We start from the raw sequence: 19,874 nt of genomic DNA, 5'->3' as shown, positions 1-19,874 counted from the left end.
CGAAATTAACTGTTTATTCCTTTATTCCTCCTTCAGCTACGAAGTACACTAGAACGATCATTGCGACGGTCAGGGCGAATAGATAGAGCAGATAAGTTCCAAGCTGTGCCATCTGGCTGGAATTAAGCGATCCATATATTATCAGAAGCCTTATAGATTCGGCCGACCATGATACAGGATTATACTTCGCTATGGTACTAAGCCAGGAAACCATAAGATCAGGGGGGAAGAGTGCATAACTTGCGAACATTAGTGGAAGATTGACCATATTCGTTATGCCCATTATTGTTTCCATTCTTGTCATCCTGATAGCTATTATACTGAATATGGAAGAGAAGATGAACGATATCATCAGAACCGTTGATACCATTATGAGTGCATCTATAACTGTAAAGCTGTTGGATATCCTTAGGCCATTTGGAATAACGAGTGCAATAGCAATTAATATGATCACCTGTACAATTATCCTCACGACAGAAGCGAGTATTCTCGAAAATACTATTGAACTCCTCTTTATCGGTGATACAAGAAACCTTTGAAGTATTCCAAGCCTTCTGTCCCATATTATGTTTATACCGGAAAACATGCCTGTAAATAAGCCTGTTATTGTAAGTATCCCTCCAATCATGTATGTTATGTAGTCAGGCGCACCGTTGAAGAAGCTTGATACAAAAGGCCCGCCGAACTTAGATATATCAAAGGCGCTCCCAAAGAGTATAATCCAAAAAACAGGCTGTAGCAAGCCTACAATTAAATACACTGGATTTCTGTACCATTTCTTAATCTCCCTAGCTGTAAGGGGTAAAAGTCCACCCATCTACCTCAACCTCCTTACGTTCTGCATCATCCTTCTGAACTGTTCCGGGCCTATATCCTCATCAATTGAGCTCCCAGTGTACTCAAGAAATACTTCGTCAAGCGAGGGCTTCTTAACGTTTATTGTCAACGGGGATATGCCTTTCTGCGTTAGATAAGAGAGTATTTTTGGTAGCTCTACGTCAGAGTTTTCAACTTTTATTCTCACCTTGTCTTCTCCAGAAATAGAAGAATATAAGGCGTTTGGATAATAGCGGGCCGCCTCGGCTTCATCTGATCCTGAAAACTGCATAGTTATAATGTCTCCCTTGAGGCTTGATTTTAGTTCATCCGGCGTACCAGTAACGAGTATCTTGCCGTGATCAATTATTGAGATCCTGTTTGCGAGCTCGTCAACCTCCTCAAGGTAGTGCGACGTCAATATTATCGTTACTCCAAGCTCCTTTTGTATGTCCCTTATATATTTCCACATCTTCGCCCTGGTATTTACATCGAGACCAAGCGTTGGCTCATCTAGGAACAGGATCTTTGGGGCATTTACCAGGCCGCATATTAGCTCAAGCCTCTTTCTCATTCCGCCTGAGTACTGCGATACATACTTATTTCCCCAATCAGTCAAATCAACTATGTTGAGGAGATCGTTTATCCTTGATTCAGCTACAGACTTTGGTATATCGTAGAACGCCGCTATCATTCTTAGATTTTCTATTCCCTTTAGATCAGCGTCGGTGGTCAAGTCCTGCGGGACTACACCGATTATATTCCTTATTTTTTCGCGATCTTTCAAAAGGTCGTAACCAGCAACTTTTGCATTGCCGGAGGTGGGTTCTATAGCTGTAGTCAACATTTTTATTGTAGTCGTTTTGCCTGCCCCATTTTTGCCTAGCAGACCGTATATCTCGGCTTCTTCAATCTCTATGTTTAGATCCGATACGGCCTTTATGTTCCCCGAATAAATTTTAGTTAGGTTCTCAGTTTTTATTATCGGCATTTTCACCGCTCCACTTGGAAATGAGTTCATTGATCTTCGAAACGACATTTTCTAGCCTTGTAACATTCAGCTTGGAATCTTCGGGCTGAACAGGCATGACGTCGGAGAGGTACATTACCATGCTTTCTATTTCATCTACTATGCCGGATACAGTTTTTGGAGATCTGGAAAACTCTGCACTCGTTATCCCCAGCTCTTCCTTCCCTTGCTCAGTGGCCGCGTATCTCCCGTCTTCGTTTCTTATAACTAAGCCGTCAGCTTCTAGTTGTTCTAGAGCAGGATAAACCGATCCTGGTGACGGCCTCCACATCCCAAAGCTGTGCCTTTCGATCTCATCCATAACTTCGGCTCCATTCATCGGCTTGGTAGAAACGAGGTACAATATCCAATACTTGAGATTCCCCCTCCTCTTTACGAAATTGAACTTGTCAAACAACGTTATCGAAATCGATATCGATATAGAATTGATAAGTGTTTTGCTAATATTATTGACAAATAAATATCGCTATTCCTCCCGCAATAAGTTAAATCCAATTCTTGGCAAGAAATTTAGAACTCAAGGCAATTATAAATCGAATATAACCCTTGCAAAACCGTCTTCGGGTTTAACAGCTATTTCACTGTACGTAACGGCCTTTATTACGTTCCTGTACTCTACCTCTTCTGGTATTTCCGAACCGTAGAGATATACATCCAAAGTACTGTCCTCGTACTTGCATGTGGCCCTGAAATAAAGAGTATAATATGTGTCAACGTAAAAAAGGACTCTGGACAGGAGGTTTACCATTATATCCTCTGGTGTATTGCCTCTTATAATTTCATGCATTTTTCTTTTTTCCTTAAGCTTGCCCACGTCCAAAATAAGATCGGCCATGGCATATACGGCGTTAGAAAACAACTCTTCATAGGTGGTTCCGTAGACCATTATACCGATATCGCTTTCATGATCAAGAATTTCGTATGTCAATATTACCTTAATGATTAAAAAAGATAAAAAAGTTTCATCACATATCTGGATTCTGTGATGAAATAACAGGTATTGGATCCTCTAGTTTCTGCCCTATCTCCTCTTCTGTCAATTTCCTTCCGATGCTCCTCTCATAGAAGGCTATTATCCTCTTTTTATCCTCCATACTGTATTCCCTGAAGTATTTCTCTTTCTTAAGGCTCCTTCCTGTCTTTTCTTCGTATACTTTTGCAGGTATCGAGTATTTCCTCTGTGTTGAGTCCCTGTATAGCTCTGGTATAACGTTGAATGCACAGAATGGTATAACTCTGCCATCAGGCATCGCATAGTGGATATCGCATCTCTCTACCCTATCTACATCGTATGTGTACGGATCCTGGAAGTGCATGAAGCCTATGAACATGGATTTGTAGTGGAAAGCCTTAAGCCCATGATAGTCCCCTTCTGTAAATGCATTATAAACCATGTCCTTCAACTTGAAGTCCTTTGGAGCTTTTTCATAATCTACGAATTTCTTGAGGTTGTAGAGCAGCCTTGTGGTAGTCTCCACTTTCTTGAGGCTCTTAAATGTAGAATCTTCTATCTCATCAGCAAGATTCTGTATATACTCGAACATACCCTTCACATCTACGAACCTAGTTACGGGTATTACCTTTTCGTCATCCTTGAACAGGTATGTTCCCATACCGCACGCATAGTGGATTGATAGTTTGTATGTCGGTCTGCCCTTAAGTGCAGCAACGAAGTTAGATACAGCTGCTGAAGACGGTACAGTGAAGAAATCTTCCCTACCTATGAGACCATCGGTCTGCTGTTCTATTTTCTTTATTGCTCCCGGAATCGTTATCCTCTGCTTCGCTCTGGCCCTGTCTGGCATCCTTCCTACCAGGCTGACAGGCTGGAAGTTTACTGCACGGACCACGTCTATGTTCGATAATCCGAACCTTATGATATCCCCCAGATACATATCGTTGACCCCGCCTATCACAGTAGGAACTAGCACTACCCCAAGCGGTGCCTTCTTGTAATTTTCTAGTGCATCAGGTATTTCCCAGAAGTTCTTTGGGTTTGACCTTGGTGTTGGACCATCAAAGCTAGTATATATAACGTTTGATCCAGCTTCCCTTACCTTCCTAACAAAGTCTGGGTCAAACGCTGCCCTTACGCTATTGGTGTTTAACTGTACGTGATCGTAACCTTCTTCCCTCGCTATTCTTACTATGTCTATGATATCGTCTCTCATTGTGGGCTCTCCACCAGTTATCTGCACTGCGTTTGCCCCGACTGGCTTTTCATTCTTCATGCGGCGGAGCATCATCCTTATCTGATCCTGTGTCGGTTCGTATATTGGCTCATTCTCTTTAGCATAGAAGAAACAGTACCAGCATGACAGATCGCACCTATTCGTGACTACTATATTGCCCAATCCAGTATGCGATTTGTGTTTGACGCAGAGCCCGCAGTGAGTCGGGCAAACAATCTTGGAAGCATAGTAGGCAACGTTAGGATTCATAAGTTTTATACCTGGATCCTGCCATTTCTTTGCCTCCTCAAACATCTCATAGTCTTCCCAATACTTCTCTGTGGTTATCCCGTGCTCTGGGCATTCTTTTATTAACTTTACATCTCCGCCTTCTTCGTATACTATTGCTGGGATCCTCATCTGGTCGAATTTCTCTTCATCGACGCAGCCAGGGCAGAGGCTTTCTGTTACTCTTATAACAAGCATGTCTTCGTTTATGAGGTGGCCCATTTCCTTAACAAACTCATCGACCGTCTTAAATGGAGCATTCTCGCTTATTTCAAAATCACTGGCGAACCTAATGTTAGGGTATTTTTCCTTTTCAACTGAAAGCATCTCTTCAATTCACCAACACTATAAAAGTATCCCCTATTAAAATTGTTTTGTTTTCAAATCAGCTAATAACCTAAAAACGATAGTAGCGGTTGATTTTACAAATATATTAACTTTTCTGATGTACATAGGACTTAGAAAAAGATATGTTTTTTATAATTCAGCTACAAAAGTTGTAGTTTTACATTGTATTAAAAATTAATCCTAATCAATATTGATTATTCAAAATGCATTGCCTCTGCATAATTGCCTAGATCTAGAAGGCCATGGCCAGAAAAGCTGACAAGAACGGTTTTTTTCTCACGTTCACCGCGATTGCTGTCAGCTATCTCTTTTAGTATTGGCAAAGCGTGAGAAGTTTCGGGGGCAGGTATGTATCCTTCCTTTTCCGAGAATATTCTGGCCCATTTGAAGGCTTCTTCCTGATCGTAATCCCTCGCTTGTACTATTCCCTTATTCATGAGGAGGCTTAACGTTGGTGCTACGGCGTGGTACCTAAGGCCGCCTGCGTAGACCGCTGGCGGTATAAAGTCATAGCCTATCGTGTACATTTTTAAGAGAGGGAGGACTTTTCCTGTATCTGGATAATCATATCGATATTCTCCCTCGGTCATCTTTGGCACCTCTTTCGAACCAGATGCAATGTATGTCCTCTTTACCTTGCCAGACTGAAGTTCATCTGCTAGGAATGGGAATGCAAGTGCTGCATAGTTCGAACCGCCACCTACTACTCCGACTACATAGTCCGGATCTTCGCCTGCCATTTCCATCTGTTTCTTGGCCTCCATTCCCGCTATAGTTTTGAAAAGTATATCTGAATTTATAACGCTGCCAGCAATGTACTTGCCACCATTATCCAGAGCATAATGTATCGCTTCACTTATTGCAAGCCCTAACGAACCTGGCGTATCAGGATTCTTCTTTAAAACTTCCTTTCCGTATTCAGTAAATTCTGATGGGCTTGGGTGAGGATGAGCGCCATACATATACATCATATACTTTCTGTACGGCTTGGCGTAGAAGCTTGTACGTACCATAAATATATGAGAATCGACACCAAACAACGCTGAGGCGAGCGCAACAGCAGATCCCCATTGCCCAGCCCCAGTCTCTGTTGAAACAAATTTTGCATTATCTTGCTTGGCGAAGAATACATGGGCAAGGGCACTATTTATCTTGTGCGAACCAGAATACGTGTATGATTCCATCTTTAGGTATATCTTTATATTGCCACCAAGGAATTCTTCTAAATTCTTTGCCCTGATGATTGGCGTAGGCCGGCCGACCTGCATATATTTTTCGTAGATCTCCCCTGGAATCTTTGGATACCTTTCTCCAGAAAACTCATATTCCAGTACCTTTGTGGGCACTGCTTTCTTCAGCGTTTCGAAGGCCTCGCCGGTTTCATCCCTTGGTGTTGGCAACTCTTCTGGAAGATCGGGCAAAATATTGTACCAATGGTCTGGCATATCGTCTTGCTTTAGATCGATTCTTATCATGGTAATGATTATGACTTTCTTGTATTAAATATATGCGTTATGCTTTTATTTTATGATGCGATATTTTATGATACCATTTTCATCTTTAGAATCTACCATCCCTATAGCTTCCATATGGCGAAGGTGAGAAATAGTCTCAAGTATTGCGAAATTCTTCTCCATAAAGTTCATAGTATCCATTTTTCTCCCCTTGCTCCAAGGAATGGACTCAGCGATTTCGAAGGCAGTTTTACTTTCGTTGAGGGCTTGTGCGATTGCTCTTATCCTCTCAGCGTGGTGTTCTTCTATTTCAGATATCCTTTTTAGCGGATCATCTATTCTCGATCCGTGCCCTGGGAATATGATCTTCGGCGATAATTTCTTGACAAGTTCAAGGCTTTTTAGGTAATTTCCAAGATCATCTTCCTCTCCATATACACTAATATTTGGCGTTATTCTCTCTAATATGTGATCCCCGGAAAACATCATGTATCCGTCTTCCGTAATTACGGCGGTCGAACCCGGAGAATGCCCTGGTACCGGTACGAACTTCAATTCCTTTAATTTTAGATTGCTGATGTCCTGCAGGAAACCAAGTTTAGAGTAGTATTCATAGAAATTTATGACCGGATGCATGTGTATTAGATCTTCCTGCATGCTTAAAGGAACTCCATTTCCACGGAATATATCAACATATTTTTTAATGTAGGCCTCCTTATCATTTGCTACCTGCCTTATGAGATTTATATCTTTTGAGTTCATATAAACAGGCACTCCTAACTCTTCGTGTATTCTTAGTGCACCCCCGACATGATCTATGTGGAGGTGTGTCAAAAAAACAGCCTGAATATCATTTGATTCCTTTACTATTTGATCGACGGAATCGCCTGACATTCCTGTATCGATTAAAATATATCCCTTGTCTGAAGGAACTCGATAAATATTTGCTGTCTTGAGCGCCCTGATCGCAATTGGTACTGTAAAGGTCTCAACGTGAGTCTGCATGCCGTTTAATGTACTTTACCTATAAAATAATGATCAAGGCTCATTCTAATGAAATACCGATTGCGTTTTCCATTGGTTTGAAACTATGCTCTATCCATTTAATATCTATGAGTTCAGATTAGTACCCCAAATGATTTAGGGAGAAAGCGATATCTTAAATTATGGACATGAAAATTATAGCAAAGAAGATCGATCAGCTCGGGGAAGGCCCGACCTATGATTCGAAAAGAAATAGAGTGTACTGGATAGATATAACAGGCAAGAAGTTTCACTACCTGGATCTAAACGATGGCAGCATATACAACTTTGAATCGGTAGGCATGATATCGTCTATAGTACCGACAAACATAGATCTGATGGCTGCAACTATAGGTCATGGATTCTATTCAATAGACGATCAGGCAAATCACACCCTTCTTTTCGAACTCAAAGATGAGAGCAATGAAACTAGGTTCAATGATGGAAAGGCTGATCCAGAAGGTAGATACGTAGCTGGAACAATGGATTTGAAGGAATCAAGGCCAATCGGCTCGCTTTACGTGTTCAACGGCAAAGGAGTAAGAAGGCTTCTCAGTAACTTGACGATATCGAACGGCATAGCTTGGGATACAAGAAGGCGGATCTTTTACCATATCGATACGCCAACAAGGAAAGTTAGGGCATATTCCTTCGATGCTGAAATGAACATAATATCGAAGGATATAGCAGTGGATTTTAAAGAAGAGCAGGGATCACCGGATGGCATGACGATAGACTCAGACGGAAATCTCTTCGTTGCCCATTGGGGTGGATCGAAATTATCGGTTTGGGATCCAGAGAGGAAGAGAAAGATAGATGAATATGACCTGCCTGCTAAAAACATAACATCAGCAGTCTTCGCAGGAAAAGGCTTAAACACACTCTACGTATCATCAGCATCAAGTGGCGATCCGGAGGATTTAGGGGGTTCCTTGTTTGAATTAGAAACACAGTACAAAGGAACGCCTACTTTCGTGTTTAAGATTCGGTAATCCTGATCAAGTTTTTCAATCTCTCCGGAACCGATAGAAAACTATCCACAATATATTTTTCTTCATATATTATCCTTCTTGTGTTAGCGATATCCAGATTATCAGTAGGGGTCTCGAAATCTACCTTCTCAAGTTCGTTGTTTTCCCTTACCATATTCCCGATGCGAGCGTATGCCTCCTTCCATCTCGTTCCTTTAAAGAAGGCATTCCACGCATTCATGGTTGCATATGAAGAATTTTCTACAGCACGTTCCGATGCTTCCTTAAAAAACTCAATACGGCCTAAAAGGTCCGGCAAGTGATCCAGGTGCGCTATTAGCTTCTCAATCAGAAACACGATGGAATCTTTTGCAATCTGAAAATCTCTATGATAGCCAATTTGTTTATTCAGGGCTATTGAAGCTATTGAAGATGATACACCGACAGATTCAGCTGCTAAACCTTGGATCATCTCAAGATAATCCGGATTTCTCTTGTTTGGCATTAGAGAACTGCCAGTTGTGAATTCGTCTGGTATGTCCATTATTCCTCTTGAATAGTAATTTATTGTGTCTGATGACAACCTTGAAAGGGGCATCATTATGGTAACGATGAGTTGGGAAGCTTCAAGAAGGGTTTGAGGATACAATGAAGATAAGAATATGGGGTTCTTATGATCATATCTTAGACCCAATAATTCACCCATCTTATCAAATTTGGCAGAAATTGGAGAACCATATCCTGAACCATATCCATATACGTTTATCCTGATCTTTTGGAAAAAATCATGAACGTTCAAAATATTTCTTTCCAGAAGCAGTAACACCGAATTCATAAAACTTTTGAAAGTAAACGGCATCGCCTGCTGGAAATGGGTATACCCTGGTAGATAGCCTTCGCCATTTACCCCTATTGTCTTTTCTATGCATGACTGGAATATTTTATTCATCTTATAGAATGAATCCAACAGATAAAGTATCATGTCTGCGTGGACTTGTTCATTCCTTGACAGGAATAGCCTTAGATTCTCCCAATTTTTGGGGCATAGGCCCTTTACCCAATTTTCAATTGCAGTATGCACATCTTCATCCTTTACATCTATCGTTATTTTTCCCTCGTAGGCTTTTATTAAAGCATTTAGTAAGCATTTGCCATCTTCTTCGTTTATGATGCCAATTTTTATTAATTCATAATGATAGGCCATCAAGTTGATTATTTCGTACTTTTCGAGTATTGTATCAGCTGAAACATCTAATTTGACCAGGTATTCCATCGGATCATATTCCGAGGGTTTTGCTGCCCCGCCTTGCCATATCTTCAACTTAAAGCCTCCTCCTTTGCCTTTTGCCTAGCAAGAATGGAGTATACGGTATCATTTTTGAATATGTCTATGAAGCCCTTTGAGGATTTCTGATCAAACTCATACGTGCTATAATTGGCTACATTACTGTTGTAGCTAAAGTTTGCTCCTTTGGATCCGTTGAAGTAAATTTTCCCCTTATATAATTTAAGAGATATTGATCCATTTATCTCGCTGTTCAAGATCTCCTCTCCGGCTATCAATGGTTTCATAGCAGGATCATACCAGAGCCCGTTGTAGACAAATTGTGAAAATTTTGAATCTAAGAACGATTTTATAGAAATTTCATGCTTGTTTAATATGAGAGATTCCAAGTATCCATGCGCATACGTTATTATCTCTGCGGCAGGGCATTCATAAACTTCACGGCTCTTTATTCCAGTTATCCTATCCTCAACGTGATCTATAAGCCCTATTGAATTCCTGCCACCTATTATATTTAAATTGGCTATCAAATTCTGTAATTCAAAATCACTGTCGTTAATTGCCACGGGCAGGCCATTGCTAAACTCAAGTTTTATAACTTCGCCAGGACCGGCTTCCCAGGGCGGTACGAGCCACTCATAGGCATCTTCTGGTACAGGCAAGGACATGTTCTCAATTTCCGATCCCTCTATGGATCTGCCCCACAGGTTTTCATCAACTGAATACTTGCCGTCTGATGGTACTATAATATTATTTTTCTTTGCATATTCTATTTCTTCGGATCGCAGCATGTTCCAGTCTCTCACTGGGGCAAGCATCTCTAAGCTTGGGTTTAGTGCCTTTATTCCAAGTTCGAATCTTACCTGATCATTGCCTCTACCTGTTGATCCATGTGCTATGGCCTCAAAACCATGTTTTTCAGCAAGTTCAACAGCCTTCTTTGCCATAAGCGGCCTTGCCAGCGCTGTAGATAACGGGTAGCCTTCGTAACTTCCGTTAGCGAGGATTGATTTAGAAATGTATTCGTATGAAAATTCTTGTTAAACATCTTCTACGAATGTTTCTACTGCACCTATGGCCTCCGCCTTTTCTCTTATGGATTTGAGGTCGTTATTACCTATGTCCAGGGTAAGGGTTGATACGTCGTAGCCTAGATTTTCGTTCATCCACTTGATCATCACTGATGTGTCTAATCCTCCTGAATACAAAAGGAGTAATTCTTTCATTAACCGTTTGATATTTATCGATTATATCTAATCTTTTGTAAAATATCATATATCAGTAGACTTAATCATAATTTTTCAATTTATGTGCGAAGAATTAATATTAGTTTATGATTTCTGAGATTATGAAAAGAAGTGGCAAAGGCGACGTTGAAAGGAAGGTCTTAGAGTACGTTTCATTGAGGCCTGAAGTTTACCTCACCTTTAGGGACGGGCTTCTTAATCTTAACGCACTTGCAAAGATGATAAGCGAAAAGTACACGAATCTGAATCCCCTATCTGTCAGGGCCTCCCTTCAGAAGCTGTTGCAGCAAGCCGGGTTCAAAGACTATCGAAAATATACCGATGATCTTCTCAGAAAAAGTAAAATTGTTCTGCAGGACAAGGTAACAGTCATAACCTCGAGGCATAAGGTAGATGTAGATTATTTATCGGCTACTTTTTTAACTGATTCTGTGGTATACATTATCGATGAATCGAGAACAAAAACAGTACCAAAAGACGTTCAGGTACAGAGGGACGTGAGCTTAATCCACATCTTTTCTCCTCCTGAGATAGTTAGCACCCCAGGGTTTGCGTTGAATGTTGTGGAGCGTGTATATTCTATGGGCATAAACATTATACAGCTCATATCATGCTCAAACGAGACAATGATCGTATTGAAGAGAGAAGATTCAATTCCTGCTTATAAATCACTTACTGACTTTTTCTGATACACCTCTAATGATAAATCCCGGAAATTATCCGAATTTATTCTTCGAGACACTTTTGTTTGCCAACCAGCCATAAATCAATCCCTAAGGATGCTTAAACTTGTCCGTAAATTCGCCTAGGGCCAATGTGTTGAATCACTAAAACGAATTCTTATATACGCTATCGTATACATTGACCAATGTATAAAAAAACACTATTTCTTTCAATCTTAGCACTCGTTGCAGTTGTGCTTCTAGTATACGGCATGATACCGCCGATCTCCTCAACACCTGTTTCAGAGATGAAAGAAGGCCACTCGTACTATATATATGGTGAAATAGTCTATGAATTGCAAAGTACGAACAGATCTATATTCGTTCTGTATGCATACGGTCAAAACATAACCGTTGTCTACTCGGGTCCAATTCCTGCGGCTGGCAGTTTCGTACTTGTTCATGGTACTTATAAAGTTTCTCTCCTCCTTCAGTACATAAACGCTGATTCAGTTTATCGTTGGTATTATTCCCTCTAAATTTCACTATATGTTAAGTAAACTTACTAAAGTTTAAATATACTTTAGTATTTTCCGTTTAATGATAGTTGATTTACGTTTGAGTAAGAGTACTTCACTATTTATCGGCCACGGAAAAGAGTTCAGGGATAAATTCGAATTGTATCACTCTGAATTCGGCACTGTATACGTTATATCAGACGAAGTTCTTTTAGAGGATGCAAACGTTATTCGTGTGTCTTCGAGTTTTGAGGATAGTTACGATGCCATCGAGTCTGTGAAACCTTTCCTTGCTTTTATATCAACCGAAGATCGTGATTTAGACACAAAATTAGCCTATTTCGCTAGGAGACATTCGAAACTTGTTTATGTGCCGGACAGGAACGACTTAAATGATATCAACCTATGCGCCATACTTCAGTATGGGCCTATTAAGATTGCGGTGTCCACGTCTGGTAAGAGCCCAGCCATGACCGTTATGGTGAAGAAAAGAATTGCAGCTTCTATCAAAAAATACGCTTTGATCGATAATATGGATCAGTCAGTTGTAGAAGCTATAGCCAGAAACAGGGAAAAGATCATATCATCAGTGAAGGAGCCAAAAAAGAGACGCATAATGATGTACAGAATTGCTGTTGATAGGCGGATTAGAGAATATTCTGTTTTAAACCCTGTGATGGCTGATGAGGCCATTGCAAAGATACTAAATGGTGCAGCAGGAAGATGAAAAAATTCTACATTGTAGGTGCTGGGCCTGGCGAACCTGACCTGATCACGGTCATGGGTTTGGAAGCAATAAGAGAGTCGCAGGTAGTGTTTAAAGATGCCCTTGTATCAGATGATCTTATAGAAAAATACTGTACTAATAAAGTACAGGTAAACGTAGGGCACAGGCAAGGGACTTCCTCAGACGTGGGCCTAAAGATCATCCTTAACTATATCAAGGAAAACGCAAACAATTTCGATGTAGCCGTACACCTTAAGTCAGGCGATCCAGGTATATTTTCAAGGCTTTCTGAGGAAATACGGGCGGTCTCCACCCTAGGTTTTGACGTAATCGTGGTTCCTGGAATAACATCAGCGATAGGCGTCCCGACATTTTATGGTATACCGCTATCTGTCAAAGATGTATCCAGACATATAGCTATCGTAACGGCCTCCATATCGGAAGGCAAATTCAATGCATCATCTTTGGGGGACGCATTAAAGTACGCTGATGTTGTAGTCGTGCTTATGGGATCTAGATTCCTAAAGCAAATAGCCAGGCTGAGCCAGTCTATCTTAGGCCATTCCGATATGCTTATAGTCGAAAATGGAACATTACCGAGTGCAAAGATCTCGTTATTAAAAGATGCCGAGAATTTGGATGAACATTATTGTTCTAAGCCATCTATAATTATTTTAGGTCGAAAACTCAATGAGATCCTTTCTTTGGGAGGTGGTTTTGATGAATATAGAGTATACGCTGGATATAACAAGTGAAGAGGGTTTGCTAAGTGTGAGCGTACGTAATGGATCTTTCATAATAAATAAGGAATACAAAATAAATATGGATTCAGACCTCTTTAGAAAAATAGCCGGCGATGCAAAATCTATAAACAATTCGATATCATCGCACATTCTAAATTCCTGGGCAGAACACTTAAAGGAGTGGGCGGATCCAGAAAAAATTGAGGAGGAAAGCATAAACATCATAGAGACCGTAACGGAGAGCATAGAGAATGCCAGGGAGAGGTACCTATTTTCCAAAATAGTTCATGCTGCCGGGGACTTCCGTCTGATTGATTTAATAAGGATGTCTCCTGGTTTCGTTGACACAGTAGCTGAGAAGTTGAGGGATGGATGCAGGATAGTCGTAGATGCGAAGATGGTCAAGGCAGGAATATACAACAAGAATTTACTGGATCGATGCAGAATAATGTATTATGGGGACGACGAAAGAGTAGATCGCATCTCCAAACAAATGGGAATAACGAAATCTGCTTCTGCTATGCGCATCGCTTCAGAGGATGGTGTAAGAGACGCGATTTTTGTGATAGGAAACGCCCCTACAGCATTGATAGAATTATTGAACATTGTTCGAGATACAAAAGAAAAGCCTCCTGCTGTGATAGGTGTTCCGGTTGGCTTCGTGCAGGCAGCGAGGGCAAAGTATTCCTTGGTATCTTCTGGCATCGATTACCTCACCATTCTTGGGTCAAGGGGTGGAAGCCCTATAGCAGCTTCTGTGATAAATGCTTTTGGGGTGATGCTTGATTGGTGAGTTCTTTGTTTGTTGTCGGTATAGGGCCTGGATCGAATGATCTTATGACTCCCCAAGCCAGCTTAGCTATTGAGAGATCGGAATACGTAATAGGCTTTTCCCTCTATGTCTCCTTTATAAAGGAGAAGTTTCCTAACAAAATATACATCTCAAACGGTATGCAGGGTGAGATAGAACGGGCTAAGAAAGCTATAGAACTGGCGAGATCAGGGCACAACGTATCCATAATATCCAGCGGCGATGCTGGGATATATGGAATTGCCGGTGCTGTATTCGAGATATTATCAACTCTTGAAGACAATATGCCTGAGGTAAGTGTAGTGCCAGGGATAAGTGCACTTTCTTCTTGTGCTTCCCTTCTCGGTTCCCCTCTATCCAACGACTTTATGGTCCTTAGCCTCAGCGATCTCCTAACGCCTTGGGAAGTCATCAGGAAAAGAGCCGAGGCGGCTGCTATCCTTGATTTGGTAACCGTCATCTACAATCCAAGAGGCTCCCGCTTTCCAAACAATCTCGAGAAAGTAATGGAATATTTCTTGAAGTATAGGAGTGGCGATACGCCTGTAGGTATAGTAAGAAATGCCTACAGGCCTGATCAAAGCGCAAAGATAGTGCAATTGAAAGACTTCTCATGCTCAGAGATAGACATGTTGACCACTGTCATTATTGGGAACAGCGAGACGTATGTATCTGGCCGGTGGATGGCTACAAGGAGAGGCTATTCTGGTAAGTATGATGTACGCTTCTGATGGCTCTGGCGTAAATCCGTTTCAGCAGTACGGGATCACTACGGGCCTTACTGCGGCTGCCGCCGCAAAGGCTTGTACGCTCACCGTATTGAAGGGCGTACAGAATAGGGTTGTAGTCCCGACGCCTATTGGCATACGAATTGAAGTTAAAGTGGTGGAGAGCGTACGAATAGACGAAAGCAGTGGATACGCCTCAGCAGAGAAGTTTTCAGGAGACAATCCGGATCAGTTGAATGGCATAACGATCAGGTGCCACTGCAAGGTCGTGAAAAAACAGGAAAATGGACGAAGTAAAATAACCATATCCGGAAATGCAGGCATAGGCGTAGTCGAGAAAGACGGATTGGGCATAAGGCCGGGCGAAAAAGCAATAAGCCAGGGAGCACGAAAAATGATAGAAGATGCCGTAAGAGAAGCTGCTGGTGGCTATGATGTGGAATTATCAATTTCCGTTCCCAATGGTGAAGAATTTGCAAAGTTGACTATGAATGAAAAGGTAGGGGTTTTCGGCGGCATATCTGTACTTGGCACTACTGGCATAGAAGAACCTGTTTCTACTGAAGAGTATGAGTTGCACTTGAAGTATATAGTTGCAGCCGGAAGGTGCGTCTCTAAAATTATCGTGCTATGTCCGGGAAACACTGCATTAAAGTTCGCTAAAAAGTACTTTGCGCTTCCAGATAAAGCCTTCGTACTAATAGGCGATAAGGTAGGTGCAGCGGTCAGCGCCTCGATCGAATCTGCATACGATCATGTCGTAATCTTCGGGCTTCCAGGAAAGCTTGTAAAGATCGCTGCAGGGATATACAATACACACAGCAAGGTAGCAGATGGCCGTATGGAGACACTTGCGGCTGTGGCTGCTATGTACGGAATTTCCAAAGGTGCTGTAAAGAGAATAATGGAATCCAGCAACACTGGGGAGGCCATATCAATTATAGAACAAGAAGGCATTGTAGCTGAAGTATTGAATACAATAGCATCTAGAATATCTAACAGGCTTAAGGCTGATTTTTCCAGATCCGTCGGGTTTTCAGTTGTGATTATAGATCATGATGGGAAGATTATAGGATCGCATTTAGACGGGCATATAAAGGAGGTTCTCAAATATGGAAAGTGAAAAGTCGAAATTCGATTATTATATCGTAACTCCAGACAGTCTTTTTGAAAGAGTGGATGGCATACCTATGACCAAGGAAGAAATTCGCCTCATCTCTCTAAACAGATTGGGAGTCCGTAATGGAGGCCATTTTCTTGATATAGGAACGGGTACTGGTTCAGTTGCTGTAGATATGTCTAGGCTTGCAGGTCCAAATGGTAAAATAATAGCCTTGGATCGCGATGAAAAAGCTATCAAACTAGCCCGGATAAATCTTGATCGTTTATCTCCATACAAGAACATACAATTAGTTCTTGCGGATGCATATGCCTATTCGCCTGCCGATTCATTCGATGCTATCTTTATTGGAGGGGGGACAGGCGATCTCCCAAATCTTGTTAGCAAGTATGTGCCTTTCTTAAAGAGTGGTGCTCGTGTTGTTATTAATGCAATTCAGGTCAAGACTTTGAATGACGCAGTTGAATCATTGGAGCTGAATAATTTCAGGAACGTATCAGTGATAGAAGTACAAATTTCTGTAGGGATGAAGACAGGCTCGAGCTACGCTATGATAGCAAGGAACCCAATATTCGTAGTTTCAGGTGAGCAGCCTTGAATGCAGATATGAAGCTTTACGTTGTTGGGCTCGGCCCTGGAGATCCATCATTGGTTACATTAAAAGCCCTTGATACAGTTTTGAAAAGCGATATAATCTACGTACCATGTTCCGGCGGTGAACATAGGATCGCAAGGTCAATTCTAGAGAAGCTCTTTGCAGGAAAAAATGAAGGATCTTTACCACAGGTGAAAGATCTGGAGTTTCCTATGACACGGGATCATAATTACAACAAATCCTTCCTGGAGAAAAATGTAGCAGAGATAATTTCTGATTTGGCAAAACATAAAATTCTATCATATGCTGTAATAGGTTCGCCTACATTTTACAGTACATTCGGAAAAATAAAGCAAATGCTGGAGGAAAAAGGAGTCAGCATAGAGTACGTGCCTGGCGTAAATTCTGTAGATGCGTGTTCAGCTAGATCCTCCATTAACATAGCTAGCGGTGATGATTCTGTTCTCGTAACTACGTACAGAAAATTATTGGAAATAGGCAGTTTCGAAAAATATGACACAGTAGTTATAATGAAAGTTCCGACAGGATCTTTTTCTTTAGAAAGAATAAGGAATTTAATGGGTGATGGGATGAAATACATATATGCAAGACGATGCACAATGGACAGTGAATTTATAACGGAAAAAGCTGGAAATGAGGACGGCGACTACTTTTCACTTGTAATAGCGAGGCGATACTGATGCCAAAGGTGTATATAGTTGGGGCAGGGCCGGGAGATCCTGAACTTTTGACGCTAAAAGCATATAATATCCTTCGAAAGGCAGGCGTAGTAATATACGCTGGATCCCTTGTTAATCCTGAGATATTAAAATACGCAAATCCGAGTGCAGAGATATACAACAGCGCCGAAATGGACATAAACAAAATAATGGATATATCGATAATTCTATAGCAGAGGGGAAGGATGTAGTAAGGCTCCATTCTGGAGACCCGCACTTGTACGGTGCACTTATGGAGCAACTCTCACTTCTGAGGGAAAAGGGCATAGATTTCGAGGTTATTCCCGGTGTCAGTGTGCTTACGTCTGCGGCGGCCTCACTAGGAATAGAGCTTACCATGGACAACATATCTCAGTCTGTTATAATAGCCAGAGGATCGCTGAGGATACCAGTACCAGAAAAGCAGTCTATATTAGCATTGTCAAGCCATCAAAGTACCATGGTTATCTTCACAGCTATACACATAATCGAGAAGGTAGTTGAAGATCTCCTGAAAGGAGGATACCCGAAAGATACTCCAGTGGGTGTAGTTTACCACTCTACCTGGAAGGACGAAAAGGTAATACGCGGGACACTCGAAGATATAGTTCAGAAGGTGAAGGACAACAGGATATATCGAACAGCAATAATTGTTGTAGGTAAAGTTGTCAATCCTGAGAGGGTTTACAGCACGAAACTTTACGATCCAAGCTATACGCATTCTTTTAGGAGGGGCTCATCTTGAATGAATTGGCGCTGTTCTATGGGAGAAAGATAACCGTTGCCGGAATATCAAAACGAGGATCTGAGACCGCCTTGGAAATAAGCGAAAAGCTCTCAGAAAAAGGCCTGGCTGTTAAATGCTATAGCAGATCGAATTTGAAAGGGTGCAATACGTACATCGGAAGCACGCAAAACTTTGTCTTGAGTGAAGTACGAAAAAGCGATGTTTTAGTTCTTGTAATGTCTCTTGGCGGTGCTGTAAGAATAATAGAGAAAGCGTCAATATTGAAAGAGGAAGGCATAGCAGTGATCGTAGTAGACGATTACGGCAGATATGCAATTCCTATCGTCAATGGCCATTCTGGATCAGCGAATGTCTTCGCACGGCTCATCTCAGAACTCATCGGAAGTGAGTATATAATAACGGACGCTGTAGAACTGAATGGATTGATGTCAGTCGAGGAGATGTCTAGGCGCCTCTACTGCACTATAGCTAACCCTGAGTGCGTATTAAAGATCAACACTGCACTAGCTAACGGTGATCCTGTCTTTGCAAGGAATGAAAGTTCGAAGAGAAAACACGCGTTTGAAATGATAAAGTACCCTTGGAAAACCTACAGCAGATCAGATGATGCAAAGATAATAATAACAGATAGGCCAGGAGAAGGAGGCGAGATATGCTATCTTGTTCCGGACGATATATCAGTTGGCATTGGTTTCACGGGAAAAGCAGACCCATATAATATAAAGAAAAGGATCGAAGAGGTATTGTTAAGCCTCGGACTTGGATATGATGATGTAAATTGTGTATCTTCACTTCGGTATAACAAATTTCTATCGGAATTGATTAAGGATAACGGAACAGAATTCCGGACTTTTTCTGCCGATGATCTAAAATCCGTCGATGTTTCGCTGTTGAGCCATATATCCGAAGAAGCAGAGGAAAAATTAGGGATTCCTGGTTCTGCAGAGCCGTCTGCACTTTTATCATTAGGTCCAGGTTCTAGGATTATTTACCCCTTCACAAAGTTCGACCATTCTATGACAATATCTGTTGCATCACGAAGGAAGCTATTCGAAGGGAAAATATGGTTCATTGGGGTAGGGCCGTCCGATCCAAGCCTGATGACGTTGGCAGCGATAGATCGAATTGCTAAGGCGGACATTGTAGCAGGATACGAGATGCCTATGCGTATTGCAAGGAACGCAATTGGGAAAAAAGAACAAATCGTATTGCACTGGAAGGATCAGCAGAAATATGTGGAAAGGATAATAGATCTATACGATAAAGGCTATAGGATAGCCTTCCTATTCACCGGCGACTCATGTTTCTCAGAATCGGAACTTATAAGGAGGTTTATAGGGCGCTGTAGAAATTACGAGATAATACCAGGCATAAGTTCGGTGCAGGCTGCATCGGCTAGATCCGGTATGCCTTTAGAACTTACGCCTGTCATTTCCTTTCATGTTACCGGATACATCGAAGATAGAAAGAAGGAAATGCTTGATTCTCTTCGCAGAAATGGAAGGGTGCTTGTAATACCGAGGCCATATGATTTCATGCCTTCTAAAATAGCAGATTATCTTATCGAAAACGGAATATCCGGAAGCACTGAGGTTACGGTCATGGAGTATTTAACTTCAGAAAACGAGAGGGTAACACATAATACGCTGGAGCAAATAAAACATAAAGACTTCTCAGACATATCAATAATGGCAATCGGCAATTCACTACTGCATTAATTGATCTATTCAGTTATTCGCGATAAATTTTGGTCGATAATGGTTCTCTTCCGGCTCCTCCACATTTATTACATGGATGATTCAAACGAATCGCCTAATAGTGCCATTTAGATTCGGTATTTTCTTCCCGAGTCTTAAAGTAGTTAAGCAAT

Annotated in this window: 19 protein-coding genes and 2 pseudogenes; 12 read left to right on the top strand and 9 right to left on the bottom strand. The window is 41.4% G+C overall.

The genetic code is table 11. From position 1 onward, the window contains the following. Positions 1–13 precede the first annotated feature (13 nt). The 7 genes from TVG_RS05045 to TVG_RS05015 form a co-directional block, all read right to left on the bottom strand. A complete protein-coding gene (locus TVG_RS05045) occupies positions 14–817 on the bottom strand; it encodes an ABC transporter permease (RefSeq protein ID WP_010917194.1) in 804 nt (267 codons plus the stop codon). Next, entirely contained in the window at positions 818–1,807 is a 990-nt protein-coding gene (locus TVG_RS05040) for an ATP-binding cassette domain-containing protein (protein ID WP_048054009.1), read from the bottom strand. Then, entirely contained in the window at positions 1,788–2,243 is a 456-nt protein-coding gene (locus tag TVG_RS05035) for a PadR family transcriptional regulator (RefSeq protein WP_010917192.1), read from the bottom strand. The genes TVG_RS05040 and TVG_RS05035 overlap by 20 nt, the downstream gene beginning before the upstream one ends. 129 nt (positions 2,244–2,372) lie before the next feature. Then, complete coding sequence (locus tag TVG_RS05030) at positions 2,373–2,774, bottom strand: archease (protein ID WP_010917191.1); 402 nt, start codon at positions 2,772–2,774, stop codon at positions 2,373–2,375. Positions 2,775–2,811: 37 nt separating this feature from the next. Beyond that, complete coding sequence (gene tes, locus TVG_RS05025; protein WP_010917190.1) at positions 2,812–4,527, bottom strand: tetraether lipid synthase Tes; 1,716 nt, start codon at positions 4,525–4,527, stop codon at positions 2,812–2,814. A 320-nt stretch (positions 4,528–4,847) separates the two neighbouring features. Beyond that, the gene (locus TVG_RS05020; protein WP_156769096.1) at positions 4,848–6,137 is read right to left on the bottom strand and encodes a TrpB-like pyridoxal phosphate-dependent enzyme; all 1,290 of its coding nucleotides are present in this window, start codon (positions 6,135–6,137) and stop codon (positions 4,848–4,850) included. 36 nt (positions 6,138–6,173) lie between these two features. Further along, a complete protein-coding gene (locus TVG_RS05015) occupies positions 6,174–7,112 on the bottom strand; it encodes an MBL fold metallo-hydrolase (protein WP_010917188.1) in 939 nt (312 codons plus the stop codon). A gap of 161 nt (positions 7,113–7,273) precedes the next feature. Between TVG_RS05015 and TVG_RS05010 the strand changes: the two genes are divergently transcribed. Continuing rightward, on the top strand, positions 7,274–8,122 hold the full coding sequence (locus TVG_RS05010; RefSeq protein ID WP_010917187.1) for an SMP-30/gluconolactonase/LRE family protein: 849 nt from the start codon (positions 7,274–7,276) through the stop codon (positions 8,120–8,122). Here TVG_RS05010 and TVG_RS05005 read toward each other — a convergent pair. Then, positions 8,109–9,422 (bottom strand): lyase family protein, encoded by a 1,314-nt coding sequence (locus TVG_RS05005; protein ID WP_010917186.1) that lies wholly within the window; start codon positions 9,420–9,422, stop codon positions 8,109–8,111. The two genes, TVG_RS05010 and TVG_RS05005, sit on opposite strands and share 14 nt — an antisense overlap. Further along, positions 9,419–10,612: pseudogene (locus TVG_RS05000) on the bottom strand (argininosuccinate synthase). The gene TVG_RS05005 and the pseudogene TVG_RS05000 overlap by 4 nt, the downstream one beginning before the upstream one ends. Positions 10,613–10,734: 122 nt before the next feature. On the opposite strand from TVG_RS05000, the gene TVG_RS04995 reads away from it, so the two are divergent. The 11 genes and pseudogenes from TVG_RS04995 to cbiE all read left to right on the top strand — a co-directional run bounded on the left by TVG_RS04995 (position 10,735) and on the right by cbiE (position 19,722). Then, positions 10,735–11,322 (top strand): hypothetical protein, encoded by a 588-nt coding sequence (locus TVG_RS04995; RefSeq protein ID WP_010917184.1) that lies wholly within the window; start codon positions 10,735–10,737, stop codon positions 11,320–11,322. 179 nt (positions 11,323–11,501) lie between these two features. Continuing rightward, a complete protein-coding gene (locus TVG_RS04990) occupies positions 11,502–11,834 on the top strand; it encodes a hypothetical protein (RefSeq protein WP_010917183.1) in 333 nt (110 codons plus the stop codon). A 61-nt stretch (positions 11,835–11,895) separates the two neighbouring features. Then, positions 11,896–12,540, top strand: a complete 645-nt coding sequence (locus TVG_RS04985) for a precorrin-2 dehydrogenase/sirohydrochlorin ferrochelatase family protein (protein ID WP_010917182.1) — start codon at positions 11,896–11,898, stop codon at positions 12,538–12,540. Then, positions 12,537–13,295: an SAM-dependent methyltransferase gene (locus TVG_RS04980; protein ID WP_010917181.1), complete on the top strand. Its 759-nt coding sequence runs from the start codon at positions 12,537–12,539 to the stop codon at positions 13,293–13,295. The genes TVG_RS04985 and TVG_RS04980 overlap by 4 nt, the downstream gene beginning before the upstream one ends. Continuing rightward, complete coding sequence (locus tag TVG_RS04975) at positions 13,261–14,076, top strand: precorrin-8X methylmutase (protein WP_052268471.1); 816 nt, start codon at positions 13,261–13,263, stop codon at positions 14,074–14,076. Before TVG_RS04980 ends, TVG_RS04975 begins: the two co-directional genes overlap by 35 nt. Continuing rightward, positions 14,073–14,825: a precorrin-3B C(17)-methyltransferase gene (gene cobJ, locus TVG_RS04970; protein WP_241760328.1), complete on the top strand. Its 753-nt coding sequence runs from the start codon at positions 14,073–14,075 to the stop codon at positions 14,823–14,825. Before TVG_RS04975 ends, cobJ begins: the two co-directional genes overlap by 4 nt. Then, a complete protein-coding gene (gene cbiD, locus TVG_RS04965) occupies positions 14,809–15,945 on the top strand; it encodes a cobalt-precorrin-5B (C(1))-methyltransferase CbiD (RefSeq protein WP_052268470.1) in 1,137 nt (378 codons plus the stop codon). Before cobJ ends, cbiD begins: the two co-directional genes overlap by 17 nt. Next, positions 15,935–16,540, top strand: a complete 606-nt coding sequence (gene cbiT, locus TVG_RS04960) for a precorrin-6Y C5,15-methyltransferase (decarboxylating) subunit CbiT (protein ID WP_010917177.1) — start codon at positions 15,935–15,937, stop codon at positions 16,538–16,540. The genes cbiD and cbiT overlap by 11 nt, the downstream gene beginning before the upstream one ends. Next, the gene (cobI, locus tag TVG_RS04955; RefSeq protein WP_048054008.1) at positions 16,537–17,238 is read left to right on the top strand and encodes a precorrin-2 C(20)-methyltransferase; all 702 of its coding nucleotides are present in this window, start codon (positions 16,537–16,539) and stop codon (positions 17,236–17,238) included. Before cbiT ends, cobI begins: the two co-directional genes overlap by 4 nt. Beyond that, positions 17,238–18,001: pseudogene (gene cobM, locus TVG_RS04950) on the top strand (precorrin-4 C(11)-methyltransferase). The gene cobI and the pseudogene cobM overlap by 1 nt, the downstream one beginning before the upstream one ends. Next, complete coding sequence (cbiE, locus tag TVG_RS04945; protein WP_010917174.1) at positions 17,998–19,722, top strand: precorrin-6y C5,15-methyltransferase (decarboxylating) subunit CbiE; 1,725 nt, start codon at positions 17,998–18,000, stop codon at positions 19,720–19,722. Before cobM ends, cbiE begins: the two are co-directional and overlap by 4 nt. Positions 19,723–19,874 lie beyond the last annotated feature (152 nt).

Source organism: Thermoplasma volcanium GSS1 (assembly GCF_000011185.1).
GTDB classification, from domain to species: domain Archaea; phylum Thermoplasmatota; class Thermoplasmata; order Thermoplasmatales; family Thermoplasmataceae; genus Thermoplasma; species Thermoplasma volcanium.
This window is presented reverse-complemented; position numbering and strand designations above follow the sequence as displayed.